Source organism: Halomonas sp. PBN3 (assembly GCF_000475415.1).
Taxonomy (GTDB): Bacteria; Pseudomonadota; Gammaproteobacteria; order Pseudomonadales; family Halomonadaceae; genus Halomonas; species Halomonas shengliensis.
Map to the genome: position 1 here is coordinate 40,537 of NZ_AXCA01000158.1, position 24,959 is coordinate 65,495.

A 24,959-nucleotide genomic window follows, 5' to 3' on the forward strand; every position below is an offset into this window, starting at 1 on the left:
GTATCCTGCGTGGCCGTTCAGCCCTGGCCGATCATCGGCTCCCGACGCCGCTCGCCGGCAGCGGCGTCGTCGTCCTCTTCGCGTGCCTGGCGGCGCGCCGGGGCGACGCGATGCCGGCCACGCCACCACAGCAGCAGGCCGACGGCCACGCCGAGCGCCGCCCCCAGGGCGGTCAGGGTGAGCGCCGGGGCCAGTGCCTCGGCGTTGCGCTCGAGGAAGGCCACCGCCGCCACCACCACCGCCGGGGCGAAGCCGGTGTAGACATCGCCCTCCTCGATCAGCGGCAGGCGAAAGCGCGCCGGCATCCACATCACTCCGGCCACCAGCCAGGTGATCGGCAGCCGCAGCCCGCGCGGCAGGAAGGCCAGCCCCAGGTAACCGGTCACCAGCACCACCAGCGACAGGACAGCGTAGCCGAGCCATAGTAGGCTCATCGATTCGGTAATCGGCATCGTCACCTCACATTTCCCAGTTCGAGTATGGTACATCCCGCGCCATGAAAGCACAGCCGCCGCATCGCCCCGACGCCCCCGCCACCCCGGTGGCCCGCTTCCGCCGTCCCGAGGATCCCGAGTGGCACTGGCTCGAGGACCGCGACGACCCCGCGGTCAGCGCCTTCCTCGAGGCCGCCAACGCCGAGAGCGACGCCTGGTTCGCGCCGCTCGCCGACCTCACCGAGCGCCTCTACCATGGCCACCTGGCCCGCCGCGAGCTGGCCGTGCACGGACTGCGCACGCCGCTGGACCACTACACCTACTGGAGCGAGACCGCCGCCGACGCCGACTACCCGGTGTGGTGGCGCCATCCCAACGGCAAGCCGGACCGTGCCGCCCCCTTCCTCGACCTCGAGGCCCGTGCCGCCGCCCACGACTTCCTGGAACTCGGTGACATGGCCCTCTCCCCGGACGAGCGCTGGCTGGCCTGGAGCGAGGACACCACCGGCGACGAGCGCTTCGACCTCTTCCTGGCGCGGCTGCCCGACGGCGAGCCGCGGCGCCTGCTGCGCGACATCGGCCCTGAGCTGACCTGGGCGGAGGATAACGCCACCCTGCTGTTCACCCGCTATGACGCCACCCAGCGCCCCGAGAGCGTCTGGCGGCTGCCGCTTGCCGAGGGCGAGGCCGGCGAGCCCGCGCTGATCCTGCGCGAGGAGGACCCGGAGTTCTGGCTGGGGCTCGGCAAGACCCGCTCACGGCAGTGGCTGGTGCTGGAGAGCGCCTCCAAGGATACCAGCGAGTGCCACCTGATCCCCGCCAGGGAACCGGCCACCCCGCCGCGTTGCTTCCGGCCCCGGGAGAGCGGCGTGGAGCTCGCCCTGGACCACCGTCCCAGCCACTTCTACGTGCTGCACAACCGCGAGGCGACCCACTTCCGGCTCGACGTGGTGGCGGAGTCTCGCCTCGACGAGGCCGCCGACGCCTCGGGCTGGCAGGCGCTGGTCGCCCATCGCGAGCACCACACCCTAGAGGGGGTCGATGCCTTCGACTGGGGGCTGGTGCTCACCGAGCGCGACCACGCGGAGGCCCAGGTGCACCTGCGGGTGATCGAGCTCGACGCCGCCCACGGCGTCACCCGCGACGAGCGCCTGCCGCTGCCGGAGACGCCCTGCAGCCTGGCGCTGGGCGACGAGCCCCACTTCAACAGCCGCCGGCTGCGGCTGCGCGAGGAGTCCTTCGTGCTGCCGGTGAGCTGGATTGAGCACGACCTGGACAGCGGCGAGCGCCGCCTGCTCAAGCAGCAGCCGATCCACGGCGACCTGACCCCCGATCGGCTCACCTGCGAGCGGCTGTGGGCGACCTCCCATGACGGCGAGCGCATCCCGGTCTCGGTGGTGATGCGTGCCGACCTGGTGGGCCACCCGCTGCCCACCCTGCTCTACGGCTACGGGGCCTACGGCGAGGTGCTGGATCCATGGTTCTCGGTGGCGCGCCTGGAGCTGCTAGCGCGTGGGGTGGCCTTCGCCGTGGCCCATGTGCGCGGCGGCGGCGACCGAGGCGAGCCCTGGTACCTGGCCGGCAAGCTCGAGCACAAGGCGAACAGCTTCCGCGACTTCCTGGCCGCCCGTGACGCCCTGGTGGAGCACGGCATCGCCGACGGCGAGCGCATCGCCGCCTACGGCGCCAGCGCCGGCGGCCTGCTGGTGGGGGCCAGCCTCAACCTGGCGCCGGAGGCGTTCTGCGCGGCGGTGCTCGACGTGCCCTTCGTCGATGTGCTGCGCACCATGGAGAACCCGGACCTGCCGCTGACCACCGCCGAGTACACCGAATGGGGCAACCCCGAGGAGCCCGAGGCGCGCCGCCGCATCCGCGACTACTCGCCGCTGGACAACCTGACCTCGGCCCCCTACCCGGCGCTCTTCCTGCAGGGCAGCTGGCACGACACCCGGGTGCCCTACTGGGAGCCCGCCAAGCTCTACGCGCGGCTGGTGGAGCTCGGCACCGCCCGCGGCCCCACCCTGCTGCGCACCGACATGGCCGCCGGCCACGGCGGCGCCTCGGGGCGCTTCAAGGCGTGGCACGACGGTGCCCGTCAGGACGCCTTCCTGCTCTGGGCGCTGGGCGTCGAACGCCCGGCATAGCGTCGGCGCCCTCAGTCGACGGGGATCACCGCGATGATGTGGTCCTCGTAGTGCTCCTCGGGGACCCCGCGGCTGGAGACGGCGAAGCCGCGCACGCTGACGCCCTTGCGGTGGACCCGCTCCGGGTCACCGGAGAGCAGCGGGTGCCAGGCGGCTAGCTTGCGCCCCTCGGCCACCCGCCGGTAGGCGCAGGAGCGCGGCAACCAGCGAAACTCCTCGACCCGCTCCGGCGTCAGCTGGGTGCACTCCGGCACCCGCGCCAGGCGGTTGGGATAGTCGCTGCAGCGGCAGCTGTGGATATCCAGCAACTCGCAAGCCAGGTTGAGCACCGCCAACTCGCCGGTGTCGTCATCCTGGAACTTGAGCAGGCAGCACTGCCCGCAGCCGTCGCACAGCGCCTCCCACTCCTCGGCGGTCAACTCCTCGAGGGGATAGCGCTCCCAGAAGCGTTCTCGCATGATGTCTCCTCCGCGGCGTCAGGCGCGATTAACGGGTTGCGCGCGGCTTCGGGCGCGATGGATCAATAGCGCGCCTCGGTGGGGGTGCGGTAGAGGTCCAGCAGGTACTCCTCCTTGGCCGGCGGCATCTGCAGGTAGAAGCCCTTGTCGCGGATCGCCGCCATCACCTCGGCGGCGCCGGCCCGGGCCAGGCGCTTCTCGGGGCTGAGCAGCAGAGTCATCGCCGGCTGCGGCTCGCCGAAGCGCGCCAGCAGGGGCTCGGGGACGCGGGCGAGCCCCTCGCGCTTGTCGACGTAGAGGTACATCTCGTCCTTGCGCGGGCTCCTGAACACCTGGCACAGCAGGCGGTTGCCGGGCATGCGGTCGTCACTCATCGGGACAGCTCCTCGAGGGCCTGGGTCAGGCCCGGGTTCAGGCGGTCGCCGCGCCACCCCGTGGGCAGCGGCGGCGCCTCACCCTCCAGGTGGGCGGTGATCAGGGCCTCCAGGTCGCGGCGGCGCATCAGCACCTCCGGGGCCAGCCCCAGGCGCTCGGCCTCGGCGTTGACCACCCTCTTGAGCGCCTTGATGCCATGCTTGAACGCCGGGGCCATGGGCGAAGGCAGCGCCCGGGGCAGCTCCCCCTCGTCGAGGTCACGCGCCTCGGCCACCAGCGCCAGCAGGGTGTCGCCGTCGCGCTTGACCAGGCTCGGCTTGACGCCCTCGAGCCGCGCGAGCTCGAAGCGGTTCTCCGGCATCGCCTCGGCGATGGCGAACAGCACCCGGTCGTGGACCAGCCAGCCGCGCGGCAGGTTGCGGGCCCGGGCCTCGCCCTCGCGCCAGGTGGTCAGGCGTCGATAGGCCTCGATCTGGCGCGGCGCCAGGCGCCACAGCTGCTTCTGGCGCAGGTACCACTGGCCGTCGGCCTCGGCGCCGCGCGCCAGCTGGGCGAGCAGCGCCTCCCCGTCGGCCGCCAGCCACTCGCTACGCCCCAGGCGCTCGAGCGCCTCGCGCTGCTGGGCCCACACCTGGACCAGGTAGACGACATCGAGGGCGGCGTACTGCTGCTGGGTCTCGGAGAGGGGGCGCACCAGCCAGTCGGAGCGGGTCTCGTCCTTGGGCAGGGTCTCGCCGACCCAGTGCTCGACCAGCTTCTGGTAGCCCATGGCGGGGTTGTCGCCGAGCAGGCCCTGGGCGACCTGGGTATCCACCAGCGGGCAGGGCACGACCCCGGCCCAGCGGGCGAACACCTCCAGGTCCTCGCTGGCCGCATGCAGCAGCTTGAGCGGGCCCTCGGCCAGCAGGCGGCGGAAGGCCTCGGTGCAATCCACAGCCTGGGGGTCGACCAGCCAAGCCGCCTCGCCGGCGGAGAACTGGATCAGCGCCGGCACCGGGTAGAAGGTGTTCTCGCGGAAGAACTCGGTGTCAAGGGCGATGACGTCGGCGTCGGCCACCGCCTGGCAGGCGGCGTCCAGGGCCTCGGGGGTGTCGATCCAGTGAATCTCGGGGGTCAGGGGCATCGGGGATCCGGTGATGATGAAGAGGGGAACGTGGGGTGGGCTCACTCACCCTGGAAGGGCAGGCGGCCATTGAAGGCGCGGCTCAGGGTGCCGCCGTCGACGTACTCGAGCTCGCCGCCCATGGGCACGCCATAGGCCAGCCGCGACAGGCGCACGCCGCGGGGCGCGAGCTGGGCGGCGATGTAGTGGGCGGTGGCCTCCCCCTCCACGGTGGGGTTGGTGGCGAGTATCACCTCCTCGACCCCCTCCTCGGCCACGCGCGCCTCGAGGGCGTCGAGCCCCAGGTCCTCGGGGCCGATGCCGTCGAGGGGCGAGAGGTGGCCATGGAGAACGAAGTAGCGGCCGCGATAGCCGCCTGCCTCCTCGATGGCGAGCTGGTCGGCGGGGGACTCCACCACGCAGAGCAGGGCATCGTCGCGCCGAGCGCTCTCGCACAGGGCGCAGATCGGCGCCTCGGTGAGGGTCCGGCAGCGCCGGCAGTAGCCGACGCGCTCCAGCGCCTCTTCGAGCACCGCGGCCAGGCGACGCCCGCCGTCGCGGTCACGCTCAAGCAGGTGCATGGCCATGCGCTGGGCGGTCTTGGGCCCGACGCCCGGCAGCACCCGCAGCGACTCCATCAGTTTCTCGATGAGGGGGGAGAAGCTCATAAAGGGGGTCTCATCTGGCACGAGCTGAAACGAGGCGAGCGAAGATCAGGCAAGGCAACATTCCTCGAGAGCGCGGAGTTTACGGGTGTCAATGAGCACTCGAGAGGGATGTTAACGCCGCATGATCGAGCACAGGCCGTTTCAGCCGTGTCAGAACGGCATCTTGAATCCGGGCGGCAAGTTCATCCCCTGGGTCACCTCCTCCATCTTGGCCTTGGAGTTGGCCTCCACCTTGCGCACGGCATCGTTGACCGCGGCGGCCAGCAGGTCCTCGAGCAGCTCCTTGTCCTCCTCCATGACGCTGGGATCGATGTCGACGTTGCTGACGTCGTGGCGGCCATTCATGGTCACCTTGACCATGCCCGCGCCCGCCTCGCCCTGCACCTCGGCGCGGGCGACCTCCTCCTGGACGCGCTGCATCTTCTCCTGCATCTCCTGGGCCTGCTTCATGATGTTGCCCATTCCACCCTTGAACATGGTGTGTCCTCTTCTCGTGATGTGGTGTCAGTGGCCGGCAGGTTTCACCGTGGCCTCGATCAGGCGGGCCCCGAAGGCCTGCTTGAGCTGCTGTACATGGGGGTCGCGGCCCAGCGCCTCAACCGCGGCGGCGTGGCGCTCGGCGGCGCGCCGCTCGGCCTGCTGGCGCGGGGTCTCCACGCCCGGGGGGAGCTCGCCCTCCTCCACCGCCAGGCGACGCGTCACGCCGTGGCGGGCCAGCGCCTCCTGCATGCGCTCGATATGCACCTCGGCGCGCATGGCGGCAAGGGTCGGGTCGAGGCGCAGGCGCAGCACCGCGCCGTCGTCCTCCTCCACCACGCAGCCGGCGGCGAGGTTGCGGGTCAGGCCGCCGAGCCCCAGGGACTCGAAGTCGGCCAGCCAGTCGGCGTGAGTGAAGTGCCCTTCCCGGGCGTTGGATACCGGCGCCGCGGCGGGTTCCGCCGGTGCCTGGCCGGCGTGTGGCGCCTCGGCCGCTGGGGTGTCGCCGGCCGGGGATGGCGCGTCCGGCCGGGTTGCCTCGGGCCTGGCCATGTCCTGTGGGGCGGGCTCGGCGGGAGCCGCCGGCGCGTCATCGGACGGCGTGGGTATCTCGGCCTCGGCCGCCAGGGCCGGCTCGGCCTCGGGCGATGGCGCGGATTCGACCCGGGGCGACGGCTCGCTGGCGGGAGGCGCCTCGCTGACTGGAGGCGCCTCGCTGACTGGCGGCGGTTCGACAGGCTCGACGGTTTCCTTCGGTGTAGCGAAGGCGGCCGGCGCCGCCTCGCGATCGTCCGCGGGGGGAACCGCATGACCGGCCTCGGGGGCCGGGGCGCCCTGGGCCGAGGCCGGTGTCGGCTCGGCCGGGCCACCGCTCGGAGCGCCCTGCTCACCACTGCCGCCGCCCGGCTGGCCGCGCAGCGGCAGTGGGGTGGTGGCCGGCCGCGGCACCCCCTGGGGCCGGAAGGCCAGCATGCGCAGCAGGGTCATCTCCAGGGCGGTGCGCAGGTCGGGGGCGCTGGCCATGTCGCCGCGCCCCTGGATGCCGATCTGGTAGTAGAGCTGGACGTCCTCGGCGGTAAAGCGCGCGGCGAGGGCCAGCAGCGCCTCGCGATCGCCCTGGCCGTTGTCCAGCGCCTCGGGGACCATCTGGGCGATGGCCAGGCGGTGCAGCACGCCGGTCAGCTCGTCGAGGACCCCGGCGAAGTCCGGGGCGTGCTCGGCGAGGCTCGCCACCTCGGCCAGCAGCCGCGCGGCGTCGACCTCGGCCAGGGCCTCGACCAGCGCCAGCACGTGGCGATGGTCGAGGGTACCCAGCATGGCGGCCACATCGGCGTGCTCGACGCGCCCCTGGCCGAAGGCGATCGCCTGGTCGGTGAGGCTCATGGCGTCGCGCATGGAGCCCTCGGCGGCGCGTCCCAGCAGCCACAAGGCGCTCTCCTCGAAGGGCACCGACTCCGCCTCCAGCACCCGGGCGAGGTGCTCGACGATACGCTCCGGCGGCATGTGCTTGAGGGTGAACTGCAAGCAGCGCGACAGCACCGTGGCGGGAAGCTTCTGCGGATCGGTGGTGGCCAGCAGGAACTTCACGTGGGGCGGCGGCTCCTCCAGGGTCTTGAGCAGGGCGTTGAAGCTGCTGGTGGAGAGCATGTGCACTTCGTCGATGAGGTACACCTTGTAGCGCCCCTGGGTCGGCGCGTACTGGACGTTGTCGAGCAGCTCGCGGGTGTCCTCGACCTTGGTGCGCGAGGCGGCATCCACCTCGATCAGGTCGACGAAGCGCCCCTCGTCGATGGCCCGGCAGCTGTCGCACTCGCCGCAGGGGGTCGAGGTGATGCCCTCGTCGCCACGCCCGCCGGCGGTGCAGTTGAGGCACTTGGCCAGGATGCGCGCCAGGGTGGTCTTGCCCACGCCGCGGGTGCCGGTGAACAGGTAGGCATGGTGCAGGCGCCCCTGGTCCAGGGCGTTCACCAGCGCGCGCTGGACATGCTCCTGGCCGACCAGTTCATGGAAGGTGCGCGGTCGCCACTTGCGGGCCAGAACCTGATAGCTCATGCGGCGCGATTTCCTTGCGGGAGAACGAGAGCCGGGCAGGCCGGCGCGAAGGCCATCATTCTAGCGGCCGGGGGGCGTGGCGGAAAGCAGGGCAATCGCACGTCGAGATTGGTTCGCAATTGAATCATAAAGGATGATTCGATATAGCTGGGGCATTTGGCCGGAGGATGCAATGCCCCAGACTGCTATGCCGATCCTGGACATCTTCGCCAGCGTTACCGATCCCCGTCATCCCAGCAAGGTGCAGCACCCCTTGCCCGACCTGCTCACCGTCGCCGTCTGCGGTGTCCTCGTCGGCGCCGACACCTTCGAAGAAATCGAGCTTTGGGCCAAGGAGGCGCTCCCCTGGCTTCGCCAATATCTCAGTTTGCCCAATGGGATACCATCGCACGACACCTTCGCCCGGCTCTTCGGCCTGATGGATCCACACGAGTTTGAGATGGCGTTCCGCCGCTGGGTAGAAGGTATCTTGCCCAGCGTCTCGCCACAGGTCGTTGCCCTGGACGGCAAGACCAGCCGGCGCTCGGTCAAGGCCTGCGAGGCCCCTTTGCACCTCGTCAGCGCCTTCGCGGCTGACGCTGGCGCGATCCTCGGTCAACAGGCCACTGCCACCAAATCAAACGAAAAGACCGCCATCCCGGATCTGCTGGCCAGCCTGGCGCTCGAAGGGTGCATTGTCACCATCGACGCCATGGGCACCCAACCGTCGATTGCCCAGGCGATCCGCGATCGCCGAGCCGACTATGTGCTGGCCATCAAGGACAACCAACCCCAGCTCAAGGAAGCGATCGACGATTTCTTCGCGCAGTTTTGCGCCGCGCCAGCCGCTCAGACACCGCATCAGGTCAACGAAGAGGTCAACAAGGCGCATGGCCGCCTGGAGACACGCCGCTGCTACGTGTTCGATGCGCTGGACTGCTTGCCGAAGCCGGCTCGCTGGCCAGACCTGCGCTGCTTCGTCGTTATCGAGTCAACGCGCGAGAGCCGAGGCAAGATGGAACAGGAGCGCCGTTACTATCTCAGCAGTTTGGAGCCGAACGCCGATCAGGTGGCCAAGGCGGTTCGACAGCACTGGCGCATCGAGAACCAGGTGCACTGGTGCCTGGATGTCACCTTTGCCGATGACCAGATGCGAGCACGAACGGCACACGCCGGGCATAACCTGGCGACTCTCAAGCGGTTGACGCTCAACCTGATTCGCCTGGATCCCAAGCCTCGCAAGGGGAGCTTCAAGACCAAGCGAATCCTTGCGGCCACCTCAGATGAATATCGCGCTCACTTACTGGGCTTGGAATGAGAGGCTTTCTTCATGTGCGATTGCCCTGTGGCGGAAAGCGAACGCCACTTCCCAGCGCCGGGCGCTATGCTAGGCTGGGCCGTTCAGAGCGGCCAACACAGGGACGACGCCATGAGCCACGCATCCGACACCCCCGGCGCCGGCGCGCCGATACGCTACGAACAGGTGGCGGCCGCCGCCGAGAACCTCGAACACCGCGGTGCCGAGCCGACCCTGCACCGGGTCCTCGAGCTGCTGGGGGGCGGCTCGCCCCACCTGGTCCAGCGCCATCTGGGCGCCTGGCGCGATGCCCGCCCCGCCCCCGAGCCCACCCCGGCGCGGCTGCCCGAGTCGCTGCTCGAGGCCCTGGAGCGCGAGCTGGCGCGTCGCGGCGAGGCCGGCCTCGCCGAGGGGCGGCGCCTGGCCGAGGAGGCCCGCGCCGACGCCACCACCCTGGCCGAGTCCGGCGAGGGCCTGGAGCGCCGCAACGCCGAGCTGGAGAGCCGGCTGGCCCTGGTCGAGCGGGAGAGTCGCGAGGCCCGGGAGCAGCGTGACGCCCTCCGGGCCGAGCGCGACACCCTGCGCGACGACCTGGAACAGGAACGGCAGCTGGCCCGGCAGGCCCAGGAGGAGCTGATCCAGCAGCGCCAGCAGGTGGCGCTGCTGCGGGAGCAGCTGGAGGAGGCGCAGCAGGCGCGGCTGACCGCCGAGCGCGAGACCCGCGCCGTCGAGGAGGAGCGCATCAAGGCCGAGCGCGCCCAGGCGGTGGCCGAGAGCCAGCGCGACGGCGCCCTGGAACAGGCCCGCGAGAAGGCCGAGCAGATCGGCCAGCTCAAGCGCGAGATGCAGGAGGAGCGTGCCCGCCAGCGCCAGGAGGTCACCGAGATGCGCGCCGAGCAGAAGGCGCGCCTGGATGCCGTGGAGCGGGCCAAGCAGGAGGCGCAGAAGCAGGCCCAGGAGGCCGCCCAGCGCGCCACCAAGGCGGAGATCCGCGCCGAGGCGCTGCAGGCGACCCAGAACGCCCTCAAGTCACGCATGGACGCCATGCAGGTGCAGCAGCGCCAGCGCGGCATGCGCTCCCCGGGCGAGCGGGACTAGTCCCGCCCGCCGTCACGCCCCCCGCGCGCCCTGCTCGAAGCCGGTCAGCACGTTGGCCACGTTGGTGCCGATCTCCGCCACCGCATAGCCCCCCTCCATCAGGAAGAGGGTGGGCAACCCGGCCCCCGCCAGGCGCCGCCCCATCTCGAGGAAGTCTTCGCCGGCGAGCCGGAAGGCGCTGATCGGGTCACCCTCGAAGGTGTCCACGCCCAGCGAGACGATGAGCAGCTCGCAGCCCGCCTCGGCGATGCGCGCCTTGGCGGCCTCCAGCACGTGGAACCACACCTCGGCGCCGGTGCCCTCGGGCAGCGGGTAGTTGACGGTATAGCCCGCCCCCTCGCCCTCGCCCACCTCGTCGGCGTGACCCATGAAGTAAGGGAAGCAGGTCATGGGGTCGCCGTGGATCGACACGAACAGCACGTCGCTGCGCGCCTCGAAGATCTGCTGGGTGCCGTTGCCGTGGTGGAAGTCCACATCGAGGATCGCCACCCGGGAGAGGCCCGACGCCAGCGCCCGCTGGGCGGCCACGGCGGCGTTGTTGAAGAAGCAGTAGCCGCCGAACTGGTCGACCGCAGCGTGGTGGCCCGGCGGGCGACACAGCCCGAAGGCCGGCCCGCCGTCGGTCAGGACATGCTCCAGCGCCGAGAGCGCCACGTCCTTGCTGGCCATGGCGGCCTCGAAGGTCCCCGCGCAGATCGAGGTGTCGGCGCCCAGGGCGTAGTGGCCCAGGCGCCCATCGACACAGCGCGGGATGCGCCGCCCCGGCATGGTGCGGGTGGGCCAGATCCAGGCGATCGCCTCGCCCTCGCGGCCCAGCGCACGCCAGTCGTCCCAGCAGCTCGCCAGGAAGTCGACGTAGTCGGCGTCGTGCACCGCCAGTACCGGCGCCAGGCCATGCTCGGCTGGGGCCACCACCTCGGTGAACCCCGCCCGGCGCAGGCCGGCCAGGATCATGTCGACCCGCTCCGGGCACTCCCAGGGCGGCACCAGCTGGCCGCCATCGAGCTCGGTGCGAGCGCGCCGGGCCTTGGTGGTCTCGGAATGTACGATACGCATGGTGTCTCCCCTCAGCCCAGCAGCAGCGAGTCGTCGTCGACCTGGCCGCCCCGGGCGCGCTCGAAGAGCTTGAGCAGGTCCGGCACGTCGAGGCCCGCGCGCTCCTCGCCCCGGACGTCGAAGGCCACCTCGCCCTGGTCCATCATGATGGTGCGGTGCCCCACGTCCAGCGCCTGGCGCATGCTGTGGGTGACCATCAGGGCGGTGAGGCGCTGCTCGCGGATGATGTCGGCAGAGAGCTCCAGCACGAAGCTGGCGATGCGCGGGTCCAGCGCCGCGGTGTGCTCGTCGAGGAGCAGGATCTCCATAGGCTGCAGCGCCGCCATCAGCAGGCTGACCGCCTGGCGCTGGCCGCCGGAGAGCAGGCCGATGCTGTCGTGGAGGCGATCCTCCAGCCCCAGGCCCAGCCGCGCCAGGTTGTCCCGCAGGCGGCGACGCAGCGCGCCGTCCAGCGCCCGCCCCAGGCGACGGCGCCGCCCGCGGGCGAAGGCCAGGGCCATGTTCTCCTCGAGGGTGAGGGTGCCGCAGGTACCGGCCAGCGGGTCCTGATAGACCCGTGCCACCAGGTCGGCGCGCCGGAAGGCGGGCAGCCGGGTGACGTCGCGGCCACCGATCAGCACCCGCCCGGGCTGGGCGATGATCTCGCCGGCCAGCACGTTGAGCAGGGTCGACTTGCCGGCGCCGTTGCCGCCGATCACGGTGACGAACTCGCCCTCGTCGATGGTCAGGTCGATGCCCTTGAGGACATGGTTCTCCAGCGGCGTGCCGGGATTGAAGGTGACGTGGATGTCGTGGAGCTCGATCATGCGGCGCGCCTCCTGCGTTTGAACCGCGGCAGCACCAGCGCGAAGCCGACCAGCAGCGCGGTGACCAGGTTGAGGTCCTGGGCCTGCAGACCGATGAAGTCGGCGTTGAGGGCCACCGCCACCATCAGGCGGTAGAGGATGGAACCGAAGATGCAGGCCAGGGTGGCCACCAGGATGGTGCGCCCGGGGATCAGCGACTGCCCGCCGATCACCGCCGCCAGCCCCACCACGATGGTGCCCACGCCCATGGTCACGTCGGCGCTGCCCTGGCTCTGGGCGAACAGCGCCCCACCCAGTGCCACCAGGGCGTTGGAGAGCGCCATGCCGGCCAACACCATCACTGAGGTGTTGATGCCGTTGCCCGAGGCCATGCGCGCGTTCTCGCCGGTGGCGCGCATCGCCAGGCCCACCTCGCTGTTGAGGAAGCGGTTGAGCAGCGCGGTGACCACCGCCAGCCCCGCCAGGATCGCCAGCGGATAGACGATGTAGCGGCTCAGCGGCAGCGACTCCAGCGGGGTGAAGATGGTGCTCTCGGTGAGCAGGGCGATGTTGGGCCGCCCCATCACCCGCAGGTTGATGGAGTAGAGCGCGATCATCGACAGGATCGACGCCAGCAGGTTGAGGATCTTGAGCTTCACCGCCATCCAGGCGGTGACGATGCCGGCCATGCCGCCGGCGACCACGGCCAGGGCGGTGCCCACCCAGGGGTTGCCCCCGCCGACGATCCATACCGCCGCGACGGCGGCGCCCAGCGGGAAGCTGCCGTCGACGGTGAGGTCGGGGAAGTCGAGGACGCGGAAGGAGAGATAGACGCCAAGGGCGACGAAACCGAAGATGAGGCCAAGCTCGATGGCCCCGAGAAACGCGATAAGACTCATGAATGCTTTCCGTGACGGGGAGGGTCACCCCTCCCCGGTGACATGCCTCAGTCGACGATCTCGACCGCCTGCTCCTCGAACTCGGCCGGGATCTCGTAGCCGATCTGTTCGGCGGCGCCGCGGTTGAGGATCAGCTCCAGCTTCTCCACGGTGCCCACCGGCAGGTCGCCGGCCTTCTCGCCGTCCAGGATGCGCGCCATCATCGCGCCGGTCTGGCGGCCCATGTCGTAGTAGCTGAAGCCCAGCGAGGCCAGGGCGCCACGCTCCACCGAGGAGTTGTCGCCGGTGAACACCGGGATGTCGGCGTCGTAGCTCACCTTGAGCACGCTCTCGAGGGCGGAGACCACGGTGTTGTCCACCGGCACGTAGATGGCGTCGACGCGACCGGCCAGGCTGCGTGCCGCGCCCATCACCTCGGAGGTGCGCGAGGCGGTCACCTCGACCAGCTCGAAGCCGAGCTCGGGGGCCATGGCCTGGAGCTTCTCGGCCTGGGAGACGGAGTTGGCCTCGCCGGGGTTGTAGAGGACGCCGAGCCGCTCGGCCTCGGGGAACATGTCGCGGATCAGCTGCAGCTGGGCCTGGAGCGGCGGCGCGTCGACCACGCCGGTGATGTGGCCGCCGGGGGCGTCCATGTCGCTCACCAGCTTGGCCAGCAGCGGGTCGGTGACCGCGGTGAAGACGATGGGGGTGTCGTCCTGCAGCGCCGCGGCCGCGGCCTGGGCCGAGGGTGTGCTGATCGCCAGCACCATGTCGGGGCGCTCGCCAGCGAACTTGCGGGCGATCTGGGCGGCGATGGTGGGATTGCCCTGGGCGTTCTGGAAGTCGATCGCGAGGTTCTCGCCCTCGACGTAGCCGCGCTCGGCCAGCTCGTCCAGCGCCCCCTGGCGGCTGGCATCCAGCGCCGGATGCTCGACGATCTGGGTGATGCCCAGGTTGACGGTCTCGGCCTGGGCCACCCCGGCCATCAGCATGGAGCCCAGCACCGCGGAGAGGATTCGACGCCGCATCATGGTGTTCCCTCGTTCTTGTGGAGTAGATAACGAGCCTGCACCTTAGCGCGCTTCCCTGCCGTGGCCAATACGTCCTGCCAACGAACGACCGTTTTCCCACCCCTTCCCCTACCCGACGGCTCAGGGAGAATAGTCCGCCAGCAGCTCCCGGCCACGGTCGCGCAGGAAGGCCAGCACCCGGGAGTCACGCCACTCGTGGCGATAGACCAGGCCGAAGTCGAAGCCCATGACCGGCGTGAAGGGGCGCACCACCACCCCCGCGTGGCACCCCAGCTGGTCGTGGACGGTGATGGGGTTCATCACCGTGATGCCCGCGCCGCCGGCCACCAGCGCCGTGATGGTGCCGATGTTGGCCTCGGTCTTGCCGGCGATGCGCACCCCGTGCTGGGTCAGCAGCTCCAGCAGGGGGTTGCTGGCGAGGCTCGGCTGGTTGCTGATCACCAGGTGCTGGTCGGCCAGCGCCGTGACGTCCACCGCGTCCTGCGCCGCCAGGGGGTGTGACGCCGGCAGCAGGCAGACCGCCTGGGTGGTGAGCAGCGCCTCGACGTTCAGCTGGGGCGAGGTGGCCGGCAGGGTGATGAAGCCGATATCGGCGTGGCTGGACTCCACCGCCGCCTGCACCTCATGGCTGGCCATCATGTCGAGGCTCACGCTGAAACGACGGTTCTCCAGCAGCGACGCCACCAGGCGCGGCACGAAGCCGAAGGAGAGACCGGGGATCGCCGCGATGCGCAGCCGCGAGGTGCCGAACTCCTTGAGCGCCAGGACGCTGTGGCGCAGCTCCTCGATGTTGCCCATCAGGCGCAGGATCTCGTCGTAGAGCTCGCCGGCCTCCGGCGTGGCCACCAGGCGGTTCTTCTCGCGATGGTAGAGGCTCAGGCCCAGGTCCTCCTCGAGCCTGGCCAGCGAGCGGCTGACCCCGGACTGCGTCATGCCCAGGGTGCGCGCCGCCTGGGAGGCGCTGCCCGCCTCGAACAGGGTCTTGAAGACGGCCAGCGCCTTGAGCGAGTGGAGGGAGACATCTGCCATGACTTCAACTCATCGAATTGGCTTTAAATATCATATATTGAAATATCCTGGAGCGACTACCTAGACTGACCTCATCCGACACACGCCTTCTCAACAACAACCATCAGGGCACCAGGATGACCGCATCCCCCCTCTTCTATCAGGGTGGCACCGACCTGCCGGAGGTCAGCCACGGCCAGGGCATCACCCTCTGGGACACCCAGGGCAAGGACTACCTCGATGGCTGCGCCGGCGCCATCTGCTGCAACCTGGGCCATGGCCGTCAGGACGTCCGTGACGCCATGCTGGCCCAGCTCGACCGCGTCGCCTTCACCTATCGCACTCAGTTCGAGAATCCCCCGGCGCTGGCGCTGGGACGTGCCCTGGTGGAACTCACCGGCGGCGCCCTGCAGAAGGTGTTCTTCGTCTCCGGCGGCTCCGAGGCCGTGGAGTCGGCCCTCAAGCTGGCCAGACAGTACGTCGTCGCCACCGGCGAGCCGCAACGCCGGCGCTTCGTCTCGCTGCGCCCCTCCTACCATGGCAGCACCCTGGGGGCGCTGGGCGTCACCGGCTATCACCCCCTGGAGGCCCCCTTCGCCGAGCTGACCCACGCCTCGCTCAAGGTGCCGGGGCCGGACCTCTACCGCCATAGCGATGCCAGCGACGAGGCCCACATCGACCGGGTGCTGGCCGAGACCCGGGCGGCCATGGAGGCCGCCGGGCCCGAGACCCTGATCGGCGTGGTGCTGGAGCCCATCGGCGGCGCCAGCACCGGCGCCCGGCTGCTCGGCGAGCGCTACCTCAAGGGCATGCGTACGCTGTGCGACGAGCTCGGCTGCCTGCTGATCCTCGACGAGGTGCTCACCGGCGTGGGCCGCACCGGCACCTGGTTCGCTTACCAGCACTATGGCGTGCCCCCCGACCTGCTGGCCACCGCCAAGGGGCTGGGTGCCGGCTACTACCCGGTGGGCGCCCTGCTCGCCCGCGACGACATCGTCACGGCGGTGATGGAGAGCGGCGGCTTCCAGCACGGCCACACCTACGCCGGCAACCCGCTGGCCTGTGCCACCGCGCTGGCCGTGATCGAGGCGATCCGCCGCGATGACCTGCTGGAGAACGCCCGGGCGCGGGGGGCAGAGCTCGGCGCCGGCCTGCGCTCCCTCGCCGAACGCCACCCCTGGGTGGGCGACGTGCGCGGCCTGGGCCTGCTGTGGGGGGTAGAGCTGGTGGCGGATCCGATGACCCGCGAGCCCTTCCCCGCCGAGCAGCAGCGCTTCGCCCAGATCACCGCCCTGGCCCGGGAGGAGGGGCTGCTGGTCTACCCCCGCCGCACCCTGGATGGCGTCGCCGGCGACCACTTCCTGGTCACCCCGCCGCTGACCATCGCCGCCGACGAGGTGGCGCTGCTGCTCGAGCGGCTGGGGCGTGCCATGGCACGCTTCGAGCGCTCGCTGGAGGCGGATGACACCCTGACGGTCCCCACGACGGAGGCGCGCCCCTCATGACACGACTCGACCAGAAGGTGTGCGATATCGAGGCGGCGGTGGCCGACATCCCCGAGGGCGCCACCATCATGGTGGGTGGCTTCGGCTCGCCGGGCACCCCCTTCGCGCTGCTCGACGCCCTGCTCGCCAGCGGCCAGGGCGGGCTCACCCTGATCAAGAACGACGCCAACGAACCCGGCATCGGCATCGGCCGGCTGATCGAGGCCGGCCGCGTGCGGCGCCTGATCACCTCGCACCTGGGCCTCAACCGCACCGCCATCGAGGCGATGAACGCCGGGCGGCTCGAGGTGAGCTTCCACCCCCAGGGGCTGCTCGCCGAGAAGATCCGCTGCGCCGGCGCCGGCCACGGGGGCTTTCTCACCGACATCGGCCTGGGTACCGAGATCGCCGTCGGGCGCCGGGAGCTCGAGCTCGACGGCCGGCACTGGGCCATCGAGCCCGCCCTGCACGCCGACGTCGCCCTGGTGCATGCCGAGCGGGCCGACCGCTACGGCAACCTGATCTATCGCGCCACCGCCGGCAACTTCAACCCGCTGATGGCCATGGCCGCGGACCAGGTGATCGCCCAGGCCTATCGCCTCGACGCCCCGGGCGAGCTGCCTATCGACGCCATCCACACCCCCTGCGCCTTCGTCAGCCGGGTGGTGCAGGTCGAGCGTGCCACCAGCGAACAGGGAGTGCGCCCCCATGGCCTCTGATACCCAGCGCATCCTGGCTCGGGCCGCCCGGGAGGTGCTTCCCGGCCAGATCGTCAACCTCGGCATCGGCCTGCCGACCCGCCTCTTCTACCACCTGCCCGACGACCTGGAGGTGCTGGTGCACTCGGAGAACGGCGTGCTGGGCTGCCGCCCGCGGCGCGAGGGCGAGCCGCCGGACCACGACATGATCGACGCCGGCGGGGCCTACATCACCACCCGCCCCGGGGCCAGCGTCTTCGACAGCGCCACCTCCTTCGCCATGATCCGGCGCAGCCGGGTCGACATCACCTTCATGGGCGCCTTCGAGGTGGATGCCGCCGGCAACCTGGCCAACTGGAAGATCCCCGGCAAGTTCTCGCCGGGCATCGGCGGCGCCATGGAGCTGGCCCAGAAGGTCAGGCGGCTGGTGGTGCTCTGCTCCCACAACGACAAGCAGGGCAACCCCAAGATCCTGGCGCGCTGCCGCCTGCCGCTCACCGCCAGCGGCTGCGTGTCGCGCATCATCACCGACAAGGCGGTGATGGACGTGACCGCGGAGGGACTCGCCGTGGTGGAGATCGCCGAGGGGCTCGACCCCGCGGACCTTGAGGCAGCCACCGAGGCGCCGCTGCTCATCGATAGATCACGGCTGGGGAGGTTCTGATGCTGGACGCCACCGAGACACGCATCGTCGAGGCCTGCGAGGCGCTGATGGACGACACCCTGGCGCTGACCCGCGACTTGGTGCGCGGCTACAGCGTGCTGGGCCAGGAGCAGGGGGCGCTGGACACCATGGAGGCGTGGTTCGCACGGCTCGACCTGCCGCTGGACCGGGTACCGCTGGATGCCCCGGGCTTCGCCGACCACCCGCACCGCGCCCCCACCGAGTGGGACAATGCCGGGCGCTACAACCTGGTGTCGCGGCTCAACCCCGAGGCCGAGGGCCCGCACCTGGTGTTCAACGGCCACCTGGACGTGGTGCCCGCCGAGCCCACCGACATGTGGACCCGCCCGCCCTGGGAGCCCTGGGAGCAGGACGGCTGGCTCTATGGCCGCGGCGCCGGCGACATGAAGGCCGGCATCGCCGCCATGGTGATGGCGGTGGCGGCGGTGCGCCGGGCCGGAGCGAGCATCGACTTCCCGCTGACCCTGCAGACGGTGATCGAGGAGGAGTGCACCGGCAACGGCGCCCTGGCCTGCCTGCACCAGGGCTACGGCGGCGACTTCGTGCTGATCCCCGAGCCCTTCGGCGCCCGGATCTACAGCGGCCAGGTGGGGGTACTGTGGTTCCGGCTCTATCTAGAGGGCCTGCCCGCCCATGTGCTGGATACGTCCGCCGGCCGCAACGCCATCGAGACCCTGCAGCTCTACCTGCCGGCACTCAAGGCCCTTGAGGAGGAGGTCAACGCCCTGCCGCGCCCGGCGCCCTACGCGGACCACCCCCACCCCTTCAACCTCAGCATCGGCCGGATCGAGGGGGGCAACTGGGCCTCCAGCGTGCCGGCCCATGCCGTGCTCGAGGGACGGGTCGGCTTCCCCCCGGGCATGTCCCCGGACGACGCCATGGCACGGGTGCGCGAGGCGATCGCCGCCCGCCACGCCGAGCTCGACGACGCCACCCCGCCGCCGCGGGTGAGCTTCCACGGCTTCCGCTCCGAGGGGCACCTGGTCGAGCTGGACACCCCGGGCATCCGGCTGCTCTCGGCGTGCCACGAGGCGCTGCTCGGCGAGCCGCCGGCCCACTACCTCTCCACCTGCACCACCGACCTGCGGGCCTTCCACGTCGCGGGCGGCATCAACGGCACCTGCTACGGCCCGGTGGCCGAGCGCATCCATGGCGTGGACGAGTGCGTCGACATCGCCTCCATCCGCCAGGTGCTGACCACCTACGCGCTGTTCCTCCACCGCTGGGGACGGCAGGCCACCCAAGAGGAGCCCGGCGCATGAGAGACGCCTATCTGGCCGACTACGCCCGCAGCGCCTTCAGCCGCGCCCATCCCCGCAAGCCGGAGGTGGACGCCTGGGCCGATACCCGCGGCGACGCCCTGTTGGCCGGGGTGATCGACGCGCTGCTCGAACGCCAGGACCTCGACGGCGCCGCCGTCGAAGACCTGAGCGTGGGCTGCGCCCTGCCGGTCAAGGAGCAGTGGAGCTTCGGCGGCCGCTACCCGCTGTGGCTCGCCGAACGCCTGGGCGCGCGGGGCCGCGGCTGCGCCACCCGCCAGATCGACCAGCAGTGCGGCTCGGGGCTCGCCGCCCTGCGCGGCACCGCCCGGGAGATCCAGGCCGGGGCCATCGAGGTAGGCCTCGCCGGGGGCTTCGAGAACATGACCCGGGTGCCCATGGGACCGGCGCTGTTCCAGGCGGGCGTACTGACCAGCCCCGCCGCCCTCCAGGAAGCCCCCTGGCTGGAGCTCGACGTGGCCCTGAACATGGGCATTACCGCGGAGCGCCTGGCCGAGGCCGCGGGCATCGAGCGCCAGGCCATGGACGCCTTCGCCCTGGCCTCGCACCAGCGGGCCGCGGCGGCCGAGGCCGCGGGACGCTTCGACGGCGAGCGCCTCGCCCTGGCCAACGCCGCGGGCGACCGGGTGGCCCAGGACGCCACCATCCGCGGCGACACCAGCGCCGAGCGCCTCGCCGGCCTCGACCCGGTCTTCCAGGCCGGCGGCCGCGTAACCGCCGGCAACAGCTCGCCGCTCACCTCCGGGGCCGCCGCCGCCCTGCTGATGTCCGAGCACGCCCTGGCGCGCCACGGCGTCGCGCCCCTGGCCCGAGTGGTGGACGTGGCCGATATCGGGGTCGCCCCGGAACGGATGGGCGAAGGCGCCGCCGCCGCCATCGGGCGGGTGCTGAAACAGGCCGGCCTCACCGCCGAGGCGATCGACGCCTGGGAGATCAACGAGGCCTTCGCCGCGGTGCCGCTGCACGCCATGGAGGAACTGGGGCTGGACCCCGAGCGAGTCAACGTCTGGGGCGGCGCCCTGGCGCTGGGCCACCCGCTGGGCGCCACCGGCATCCGCCTGGCCGGCACCCTGGCACGCATTCTCCACGTCCGCGGGGGGCGCTACGGCTGCGCGGCCGCCTGCATCGGCGGCGGCCAGGGCATCGCCGTGCTCCTGGAGCGGGTATGACAGGCATCCGCGGCGCCTGCTAGTTTCGAAAGTAACGCTTCGCTGCCGGGACAGGAGGTCATCACCGTCAGTCACTGCTTCGTCGCGGGACGCCCCTGCGTCCCGTGCCCCCGAAGAGGCTCACCCGAGCCGACACCCACCCATGACAACAAGCAGGTATCGAACATGACAATGCACAACAACCGCCTTGTTCGCCCTCTCGTCGGCACCCTGGCCCTGCTGGGCGCCGTCACTCTCGCCACCCTACCCGCCCAGGCGCGGGACCTCCCGGCCATCCAGGAGGATGTGTTCCAGGTCGCCAACTCCGGCGCCTACCCGCCCTTCAGCTTCGTCAACACCGACGGTGAGCTGGTCGGCTTCGACGTCGACATCGCCGAGGCCCTGGCCGAGAAGATGGGTGTCGAGGTCAACATCCAGACCTCGCCCTGGAACGGCATCGTCGCCGCCCTGGCCGGCGGTCGCTTCGACGCCTGCATCTGCAGCATGAGCGCCACCGAGGAGCGCCAGAAGGCGGTCGACTTCACCGACCCCTACTACAGCTCCGGCCTCTCCATCTGGGTGCGGGAGGAGACCGACGATGTCGCCAGCATCGCCGACTTCGAGGGCAAGCGGGTCGGCTCGACGCTCGGCGAGACCGGCAACCAGTGGGCCACCGAGAAGGCCGAGGGGCGCTGGCGCAACCAGACCTTCCAGGGGCTGCCGGACATGCTCAACGCCCTCACCACCGGGCGCATCGACGTGATGGTGGCCGACGACATCCCGGTCTACGTGGCGCTCACCGAGGACGACCTGCCGATCAAGCAGGTCGACGTCGGCGATCTGCCCCGCTTCCCGGCCGCCATCGCGGTCCAGAAGGGCTCACCGCAGCTCAAGGCCGCGCTCAACGAGGCACTGGCCGAGATCCGCGCCGACGGCACCTACCAGGAGATCGTCGACACCTGGATCGGCCCAGGCGTCGACTTCAACTGAGGCTCGGGCCCCGGCCGTCGTCCGGCCGGGGCCTCTCCGCCTCGACCCGCCACGACACTCCCAACGCAGGGTCACAGGACCATGGACTTCAACCTGATGATCGACATCACGCCGCTGCTGGTGAAGGCGGCGTGGGTCACCGTCGACATTTCCGCCCGCGCCCTGTTCTTCGGCTTCTTCATCGCCGCGGCGCTGGTGGTCATGCGGACCGCCCGCCTGCCGCCGCCGCGCTGGCTGGCCCGCGCCTATATCAGCGTGGTGCGCGGTACCCCCTACTTCGTGCAGCTGCTGCTGGTGTTCTACGGCGGCCCGGCGCTCGGCCTGCGCCTGGATCCCTTCACCTGCGGGGTGGTGGTGGGTGCCTTCAACATCGGCGCCTACATGAGCGAGGCCATGCGCGGCGCCATCGAATCGGTGGAGAGCGGCCAGAACGAGGCCTCGCGCTCCCTGGGCTTCGGGCGCCTGGCCACGCTGCGCTACATCATCCTGCCCCAGGCGGCCGGCCTGATGATCCGCTCCATCGGGGTACTCGCCATCATCCTGGTCAAGAACTCCTCGCTGGTCTCGATCATCTCGGTGGTCGAACTCACCTACCAGGCGCAGCGCCTGATCGGCTCCACCTACAAGCCCCTCGAGGTCTTCACCCTCAGTGCGCTGATGTACATCGTGATCATCTACGCCGTCATGGGCATGGTCGAGTTCCTCTATCGCCGGGCCACCCGCTACACCTTCCGGTAAGGCGCTACCTCAGGACACGCTCATGGAATTCGACTTCACTCCCGTCATCGACTACTTCCCCACCCTGCTCAAGGGGGTGGGCGTCACCCTGCTGATCGGCCTGGCGGTCGCATTGCTGTCGATCCTCGGCGGCCAGCTGGTGGCGGTGATCTCGCTCTACACCCGCAAGGCGGTGAACTGGCCGCTGCGCTTCTTCATCTGGCTGTTCATGACCACCCCGCTGCTGCTGCAGCTCTACTTCCTCTACTTCGGCCTCGGCGAGCTGATCCTGATCCCGGCCATCGTGGTGGGCATCCTGGGGCTTGGCTTCCACTACATGGCCTACAACGCCGACATCTTCATGGCCACCATCCGCTCGGTCTCGCACGGCCAGTACGAGGCGTCGCGCTCGCTGGGCTTCGGCCACCTGAGGACGCTGCGCTACGTCATCCTGCCCCAGGCCTTCTACCGGGCCCTGCCGCAGCTCAGCAACAACATGATCATCATGGTGAAAGACATCTCGGTGCTCTCCGCCATCGGCATCGGCGAGCTGGTGTACGTCTCCCAGTACGCCATCAGCATCACCTTCCGGCCCTTCGAGTTCTACATCACCATCGCGGTGATCTACTACCTGATCAACCTGATGATGGAGGCCGGCCAGTCGTGGATCGAGCGCCGCGCCGCCTACCGTCGCTAACCCCTACCCACGAGGTTTCCGCATGACACAGACGACAGACACGCCGATGGTCGAGCTCAGGGGGGTCAAGAAGCGCTTCGGTGACCTGGAGGTGCTCAAGGGCATCGACCTGCGCGTGGATCGCGGCAGGATCATCTCCATCATCGGCCCCTCGGGGTCGGGCAAGAGCACCCTGCTGCGATCCATCAACAACCTGGAGGTGATCGACGAGGGGCAGATCCTGCTGGATGGCGTGCAGGTCAACCGCCCGGACCTCAAGGGGCTGGCCTTCGAGCGGCATATCAACCATATCCGCCAGAACATGGGCATGGTGTTCCAGCACTTCAATCTCTTCCCGCACATATCGACGCTGGACAACGTGACCCTGGCCCCGCGCAAGCTCAAGGGCATGGAGACCAAGGACGCCCGGGCGCTGGGCATGGAGCTGCTCGAGCGGGTGGGGCTGGCGGACAAGGCCGAGGCTTACCCGAGCTCGCTCTCCGGCGGGCAGAAGCAGCGGGTGGCGATCGCCCGAGCGCTGGCCATGCGCCCCAAGGTGATGCTCTTCGACGAGGCCACCTCGGCGCTGGACCCGGAGCTGGTGGAGGAGGTCAACCAGGTGATGAAGGGCCTGGCCGAGGAGCACATGACCATGCTGATCGTCACCCACGAGATGGCCTTCGCGCGCGACGTCTCCGACTGGGCGATGTTCATGGACGGCGGCGTGGTGGTGGAGGCCGATACCCCCGAGCGGCTGTTCTCGAACCCGGAGCAGGAGCGTACCCGTCACTTCCTGCGCAAGCACCTGGGGAGCCAGTCCAGCACCTCGGCATAGGGAGGACTCGGCGCGGGGCCCCAAATGGAGGCGGCCCCGACAGCCACATCCCGGCACACGCGGCCACCGCTACCGTTGCTCCCTTCCGGGCCTGGCGGGGTTTGCGGCTTGGCGTTGCGGGAGGACCGACGGGGCCACCACAGCGCGACATCTCTAGGATGTCGACTCGGCGTGGTTGGCGTTTGCGATCAACGCCTTGCCGAGTGCGTGTGCACTATAACAGCGGCGTCCGGGGCAGGCAAGGGCGTGGGGCGGCACAGGGCGGGATGTCGGCCAACGCTGGGTAATGTAGCATGAAGGCACCCTTCCTTACGTCATCCATCTCTGCACGATTCGCGTCAGGGAGGCTTACTCATCGCCGAACACAGGAGGCGCCCCATGAAGAAGGATCCGAACAAGGGCTACATCGCTCTGCTGGGCTGGAGCCTGAACGCCGTCGAAGCCGCCGAGAACTTCGACCGACGCTACGTCGTGGTGGCGCCGGACTGGGCGGAGGAGTACTGCGAGAAGCACGACATCCCCTACGTGCCCTGGAACTTCGAGCGCCTCAACGACCGCTCCATGGAGATCGCCGAGACCCTCAAGGAGATGGGGGTGAACGTGGCGATCCCGCTGTTCGAGGAGACCGTCGAGTGGGCCGGCGCCATCAACTCGGTGCTGCTCGATAACCCGCGCCTCTACGGCCAGTCGCTGCTGCTGCGCGACAAGGCGCTGATGAAGCGCCGCGCCCAGCTGGGCGGCATCCGCGTGGGCATCTTCGAGGAGGCCCACGACAAGGAGGACGTCATCCGCTTCCTCAAGCGGGTCAACCAGACCCTGCTCAAGCTCGACGGCGACCCCAACGACCCCATCCACCTCAAGGCCTTCGACAAGGCCGGCTGCTTGGGCCACCGGGTGATCCGTACTCCGGACGAGGTCGATACCATCCCCGAGGAGGAGTTCCCGGTGCTGATGGAGTCGCACCTGGATGGCTGGGAGTTCGCCGTGGAGGCGTGGATCCACGACGGCAAAATCGCCTTCCTCAACATCTCCGAGTACGTGACCCTGGGCTACTCGGTGTTCGTGCCGGCCTCGCCGGAGCTGGAGAAGTACCGCCCCCAGATCACCGCCCAGATCGAGAAGCTGATCAAGGCGTTCGACATCGAGTTCGGCCTGATCCACCCCGAGTACTTTGTCACCAACGACGGCGAGATGTACTTCGGCGAGGTGGCCTACCGGCCGCCGGGCTTCAAGGTGTTCGAGCTGCTCGAGCGGGTCTACGGCTTCAACGCCTACCAGGCCAGCATGCTGGTGTTCGACCCCAAGAGCACCCCCGAGGAGGTCGCCGAGTTCTTCCCCAAGGAGGTCGTCGACGCCGACGGCTACGCCGGCTGCTTCGGGGTCTACCCGCGCCGCCGCGTGGTCAGCAAGCTCGAGATCCCGGAGGAGGTCGAGGACGACCCCTACTTCGAGTCCCACGAGCTCACCGCGCCCCTGGAGGAGACCGTCACCAAGCGCACCGCCTTCGGCACCCACTGGGGCCTCGTCTACTTCAAGGGCGATGAGGCGGCACGCATGAAGGAACTCCTCAAGCATATGGAAGAGCTTGATTTCTATGTCTGATC

At 70.0% G+C, this 24,959-nt stretch carries 25 protein-coding genes and 1 other RNA gene; 13 read left to right on the plus strand and 13 right to left on the minus strand.

The window, feature by feature from the left end; genetic code table 11:
* Positions 1–17: 17 nt before the first annotated feature.
* The gene (locus Q673_RS27905) at positions 18–452 is read right to left on the minus strand and encodes a hypothetical protein (RefSeq protein WP_023006000.1); all 435 of its coding nucleotides are present in this window, start codon (positions 450–452) and stop codon (positions 18–20) included.
* 44 nt (positions 453–496) lie between these two features.
* Between Q673_RS27905 and Q673_RS27910 the strand changes: the two genes are divergently transcribed.
* A complete protein-coding gene (locus Q673_RS27910; RefSeq protein ID WP_023006001.1) occupies positions 497–2,578 on the plus strand; it encodes a S9 family peptidase in 2,082 nt (693 codons plus the stop codon).
* 11 nt (positions 2,579–2,589) lie between these two features.
* Here the strand turns inward: Q673_RS27910 and Q673_RS27915 are convergent, their stop codons facing one another.
* The 6 genes from Q673_RS27915 to dnaX all read right to left on the minus strand — a co-directional run bounded on the left by Q673_RS27915 (position 2,590) and on the right by dnaX (position 7,710).
* The gene (locus tag Q673_RS27915) at positions 2,590–3,036 is read right to left on the minus strand and encodes a YcgN family cysteine cluster protein (protein ID WP_023006002.1); all 447 of its coding nucleotides are present in this window, start codon (positions 3,034–3,036) and stop codon (positions 2,590–2,592) included.
* 62 nt (positions 3,037–3,098) lie between these two features.
* On the minus strand, positions 3,099–3,410 hold the full coding sequence (locus Q673_RS27920) for a YcgL domain-containing protein (protein ID WP_023006003.1): 312 nt from the start codon (positions 3,408–3,410) through the stop codon (positions 3,099–3,101).
* A complete protein-coding gene (gene rnd, locus Q673_RS27925) occupies positions 3,407–4,534 on the minus strand; it encodes a ribonuclease D (RefSeq protein WP_023006004.1) in 1,128 nt (375 codons plus the stop codon). The genes Q673_RS27920 and rnd overlap by 4 nt, the downstream gene beginning before the upstream one ends.
* Positions 4,535–4,575: 41 nt before the next feature.
* The gene (gene recR, locus Q673_RS27930) at positions 4,576–5,181 is read right to left on the minus strand and encodes a recombination mediator RecR (RefSeq protein WP_023006005.1); all 606 of its coding nucleotides are present in this window, start codon (positions 5,179–5,181) and stop codon (positions 4,576–4,578) included.
* Between the two features lie 150 nt (positions 5,182–5,331).
* A complete protein-coding gene (locus tag Q673_RS27935) occupies positions 5,332–5,658 on the minus strand; it encodes a YbaB/EbfC family nucleoid-associated protein (RefSeq protein ID WP_023006006.1) in 327 nt (108 codons plus the stop codon).
* Positions 5,659–5,685: 27 nt separating this feature from the next.
* The gene (gene dnaX, locus Q673_RS27940; RefSeq protein ID WP_023006007.1) at positions 5,686–7,710 is read right to left on the minus strand and encodes a DNA polymerase III subunit gamma/tau; all 2,025 of its coding nucleotides are present in this window, start codon (positions 7,708–7,710) and stop codon (positions 5,686–5,688) included.
* Between the two features lie 172 nt (positions 7,711–7,882).
* Between dnaX and Q673_RS27945 the strand changes: the two genes are divergently transcribed.
* Together Q673_RS27945 and Q673_RS27950 are read left to right on the plus strand one after the other, a co-directional pair.
* On the plus strand, positions 7,883–9,007 hold the full coding sequence (locus Q673_RS27945; protein WP_023006008.1) for an ISAs1 family transposase: 1,125 nt from the start codon (positions 7,883–7,885) through the stop codon (positions 9,005–9,007).
* A 111-nt stretch (positions 9,008–9,118) separates the two neighbouring features.
* A complete protein-coding gene (locus tag Q673_RS27950; RefSeq protein ID WP_023006009.1) occupies positions 9,119–10,084 on the plus strand; it encodes a DNA-binding protein in 966 nt (321 codons plus the stop codon).
* Positions 10,085–10,096: 12 nt separating this feature from the next.
* Here Q673_RS27950 and Q673_RS27955 read toward each other — a convergent pair whose 3' ends face one another.
* From Q673_RS27955 to Q673_RS27975, 5 genes are all read right to left on the minus strand, one after another.
* Positions 10,097–11,140 carry a histone deacetylase family protein gene (locus Q673_RS27955; protein WP_023006010.1) on the minus strand — a complete coding sequence of 348 codons (1,044 nt, stop codon included), beginning with the start codon at positions 11,138–11,140 and terminating at the stop codon, positions 10,097–10,099.
* 11 nt (positions 11,141–11,151) lie between these two features.
* On the minus strand, positions 11,152–11,946 hold the full coding sequence (locus Q673_RS27960; protein ID WP_023006011.1) for an ABC transporter ATP-binding protein: 795 nt from the start codon (positions 11,944–11,946) through the stop codon (positions 11,152–11,154).
* Positions 11,943–12,824 carry an ABC transporter permease gene (locus Q673_RS27965; protein ID WP_023006012.1) on the minus strand — a complete coding sequence of 294 codons (882 nt, stop codon included), beginning with the start codon at positions 12,822–12,824 and terminating at the stop codon, positions 11,943–11,945. Before Q673_RS27965 ends, Q673_RS27960 begins: the two co-directional genes overlap by 4 nt.
* Before the next feature lie 47 nt (positions 12,825–12,871).
* Positions 12,872–13,834, minus strand: a complete 963-nt coding sequence (locus Q673_RS27970; RefSeq protein ID WP_023006013.1) for an ABC transporter substrate-binding protein — start codon at positions 13,832–13,834, stop codon at positions 12,872–12,874.
* 120 nt (positions 13,835–13,954) lie between these two features.
* Positions 13,955–14,863 (minus strand): LysR family transcriptional regulator, encoded by a 909-nt coding sequence (locus tag Q673_RS27975; RefSeq protein WP_023006014.1) that lies wholly within the window; start codon positions 14,861–14,863, stop codon positions 13,955–13,957.
* 116 nt (positions 14,864–14,979) lie between these two features.
* Here Q673_RS27975 and Q673_RS27980 point away from each other — a divergent pair, with 116 nt between their 5' ends.
* The 9 genes from Q673_RS27980 to Q673_RS28020 all read left to right on the plus strand — a co-directional run bounded on the left by Q673_RS27980 (position 14,980) and on the right by Q673_RS28020 (position 23,355).
* Positions 14,980–16,347, plus strand: a complete 1,368-nt coding sequence (locus tag Q673_RS27980; protein WP_023006015.1) for an aminotransferase family protein — start codon at positions 14,980–14,982, stop codon at positions 16,345–16,347.
* Positions 16,344–17,045 carry a CoA transferase subunit A gene (locus tag Q673_RS27985; protein ID WP_023006016.1) on the plus strand — a complete coding sequence of 234 codons (702 nt, stop codon included), beginning with the start codon at positions 16,344–16,346 and terminating at the stop codon, positions 17,043–17,045. Before Q673_RS27980 ends, Q673_RS27985 begins: the two co-directional genes overlap by 4 nt.
* The gene (locus Q673_RS27990) at positions 17,035–17,688 is read left to right on the plus strand and encodes a 3-oxoacid CoA-transferase subunit B (protein ID WP_023006017.1); all 654 of its coding nucleotides are present in this window, start codon (positions 17,035–17,037) and stop codon (positions 17,686–17,688) included. Before Q673_RS27985 ends, Q673_RS27990 begins: the two co-directional genes overlap by 11 nt.
* Complete coding sequence (locus Q673_RS27995; protein WP_023006018.1) at positions 17,688–18,971, plus strand: ArgE/DapE family deacylase; 1,284 nt, start codon at positions 17,688–17,690, stop codon at positions 18,969–18,971. The genes Q673_RS27990 and Q673_RS27995 overlap by 1 nt, the downstream gene beginning before the upstream one ends.
* Entirely contained in the window at positions 18,968–20,158 is a 1,191-nt protein-coding gene (locus tag Q673_RS28000; RefSeq protein ID WP_023006019.1) for an acetyl-CoA C-acyltransferase, read from the plus strand. Before Q673_RS27995 ends, Q673_RS28000 begins: the two co-directional genes overlap by 4 nt.
* Positions 20,159–20,323: 165 nt before the next feature.
* On the plus strand, positions 20,324–21,127 hold the full coding sequence (locus Q673_RS28005; protein WP_235048507.1) for a transporter substrate-binding domain-containing protein: 804 nt from the start codon (positions 20,324–20,326) through the stop codon (positions 21,125–21,127).
* Between the two features lie 81 nt (positions 21,128–21,208).
* Positions 21,209–21,865: an amino acid ABC transporter permease gene (locus Q673_RS28010; RefSeq protein WP_023006021.1), complete on the plus strand. Its 657-nt coding sequence runs from the start codon at positions 21,209–21,211 to the stop codon at positions 21,863–21,865.
* A gap of 22 nt (positions 21,866–21,887) precedes the next feature.
* The gene (locus Q673_RS28015) at positions 21,888–22,541 is read left to right on the plus strand and encodes an amino acid ABC transporter permease (protein WP_023006022.1); all 654 of its coding nucleotides are present in this window, start codon (positions 21,888–21,890) and stop codon (positions 22,539–22,541) included.
* 22 nt (positions 22,542–22,563) lie between these two features.
* On the plus strand, positions 22,564–23,355 hold the full coding sequence (locus tag Q673_RS28020; protein WP_327050013.1) for an amino acid ABC transporter ATP-binding protein: 792 nt from the start codon (positions 22,564–22,566) through the stop codon (positions 23,353–23,355).
* A gap of 34 nt (positions 23,356–23,389) precedes the next feature.
* On the opposite strand, the gene ffs is transcribed toward Q673_RS28020, so the two are convergent.
* Positions 23,390–23,486, minus strand: an RNA gene (gene ffs, locus Q673_RS36015) — signal recognition particle sRNA small type.
* 247 nt (positions 23,487–23,733) lie between these two features.
* Between ffs and Q673_RS28025 the strand changes: the two genes are divergently transcribed.
* A complete protein-coding gene (locus Q673_RS28025) occupies positions 23,734–24,957 on the plus strand; it encodes a carboxylate--amine ligase (RefSeq protein WP_023006024.1) in 1,224 nt (407 codons plus the stop codon).
* Positions 24,958–24,959 lie beyond the last annotated feature (2 nt).

What these genes read in the sequence shown, in the direction of transcription:
- Q673_RS27960 (WP_023006011.1), bottom strand. Translation starts at nt 11,946, where the DNA reads ATGATCGAGCTCCACGACATCCACGTCACCTTCAATCCCGGCACGCCG.
- Q673_RS27970 (WP_023006013.1), bottom strand. Translation starts at nt 13,834, where the DNA reads ATGATGCGGCGTCGAATCCTCTCCGCGGTGCTGGGCTCCATGCTGATG.
- Q673_RS28000 (WP_023006019.1), top strand. Translation starts at nt 18,968, where the DNA reads ATGAGAGACGCCTATCTGGCCGACTACGCCCGCAGCGCCTTCAGCCGC.
- Q673_RS28005 (WP_235048507.1), top strand. Translation starts at nt 20,324, where the DNA reads ATGACAATGCACAACAACCGCCTTGTTCGCCCTCTCGTCGGCACCCTG.
- Q673_RS27995 (WP_023006018.1), top strand. Translation starts at nt 17,688, where the DNA reads ATGCTGGACGCCACCGAGACACGCATCGTCGAGGCCTGCGAGGCGCTG.
- Q673_RS27985 (WP_023006016.1), top strand. Translation starts at nt 16,344, where the DNA reads ATGACACGACTCGACCAGAAGGTGTGCGATATCGAGGCGGCGGTGGCC.
- Q673_RS27920 (WP_023006003.1), bottom strand. Translation starts at nt 3,410, where the DNA reads ATGAGTGACGACCGCATGCCCGGCAACCGCCTGCTGTGCCAGGTGTTC.
- rnd (WP_023006004.1), bottom strand. Translation starts at nt 4,534, where the DNA reads ATGCCCCTGACCCCCGAGATTCACTGGATCGACACCCCCGAGGCCCTG.
- Q673_RS27910 (WP_023006001.1), top strand. Translation starts at nt 497, where the DNA reads ATGAAAGCACAGCCGCCGCATCGCCCCGACGCCCCCGCCACCCCGGTG.
- Q673_RS27915 (WP_023006002.1), bottom strand. Translation starts at nt 3,036, where the DNA reads ATGCGAGAACGCTTCTGGGAGCGCTATCCCCTCGAGGAGTTGACCGCC.
- Q673_RS27980 (WP_023006015.1), top strand. Translation starts at nt 14,980, where the DNA reads ATGACCGCATCCCCCCTCTTCTATCAGGGTGGCACCGACCTGCCGGAG.
- Q673_RS28015 (WP_023006022.1), top strand. Translation starts at nt 21,888, where the DNA reads ATGGAATTCGACTTCACTCCCGTCATCGACTACTTCCCCACCCTGCTC.
- Q673_RS27975 (WP_023006014.1), bottom strand. Translation starts at nt 14,863, where the DNA reads ATGGCAGATGTCTCCCTCCACTCGCTCAAGGCGCTGGCCGTCTTCAAG.
- Q673_RS28025 (WP_023006024.1), top strand. Translation starts at nt 23,734, where the DNA reads ATGAAGAAGGATCCGAACAAGGGCTACATCGCTCTGCTGGGCTGGAGC.
- Q673_RS27990 (WP_023006017.1), top strand. Translation starts at nt 17,035, where the DNA reads ATGGCCTCTGATACCCAGCGCATCCTGGCTCGGGCCGCCCGGGAGGTG.
- Q673_RS28020 (WP_327050013.1), top strand. Translation starts at nt 22,564, where the DNA reads ATGACACAGACGACAGACACGCCGATGGTCGAGCTCAGGGGGGTCAAG.
- Q673_RS27950 (WP_023006009.1), top strand. Translation starts at nt 9,119, where the DNA reads ATGAGCCACGCATCCGACACCCCCGGCGCCGGCGCGCCGATACGCTAC.
- Q673_RS27935 (WP_023006006.1), bottom strand. Translation starts at nt 5,658, where the DNA reads ATGTTCAAGGGTGGAATGGGCAACATCATGAAGCAGGCCCAGGAGATG.
- Q673_RS27965 (WP_023006012.1), bottom strand. Translation starts at nt 12,824, where the DNA reads ATGAGTCTTATCGCGTTTCTCGGGGCCATCGAGCTTGGCCTCATCTTC.
- Q673_RS27905 (WP_023006000.1), bottom strand. Translation starts at nt 452, where the DNA reads ATGCCGATTACCGAATCGATGAGCCTACTATGGCTCGGCTACGCTGTC.
- Q673_RS27955 (WP_023006010.1), bottom strand. Translation starts at nt 11,140, where the DNA reads ATGCGTATCGTACATTCCGAGACCACCAAGGCCCGGCGCGCTCGCACC.
- Q673_RS28010 (WP_023006021.1), top strand. Translation starts at nt 21,209, where the DNA reads ATGGACTTCAACCTGATGATCGACATCACGCCGCTGCTGGTGAAGGCG.
- dnaX (WP_023006007.1), bottom strand. Translation starts at nt 7,710, where the DNA reads ATGAGCTATCAGGTTCTGGCCCGCAAGTGGCGACCGCGCACCTTCCAT.
- Q673_RS27945 (WP_023006008.1), top strand. Translation starts at nt 7,883, where the DNA reads ATGCCCCAGACTGCTATGCCGATCCTGGACATCTTCGCCAGCGTTACC.
- recR (WP_023006005.1), bottom strand. Translation starts at nt 5,181, where the DNA reads ATGAGCTTCTCCCCCCTCATCGAGAAACTGATGGAGTCGCTGCGGGTG.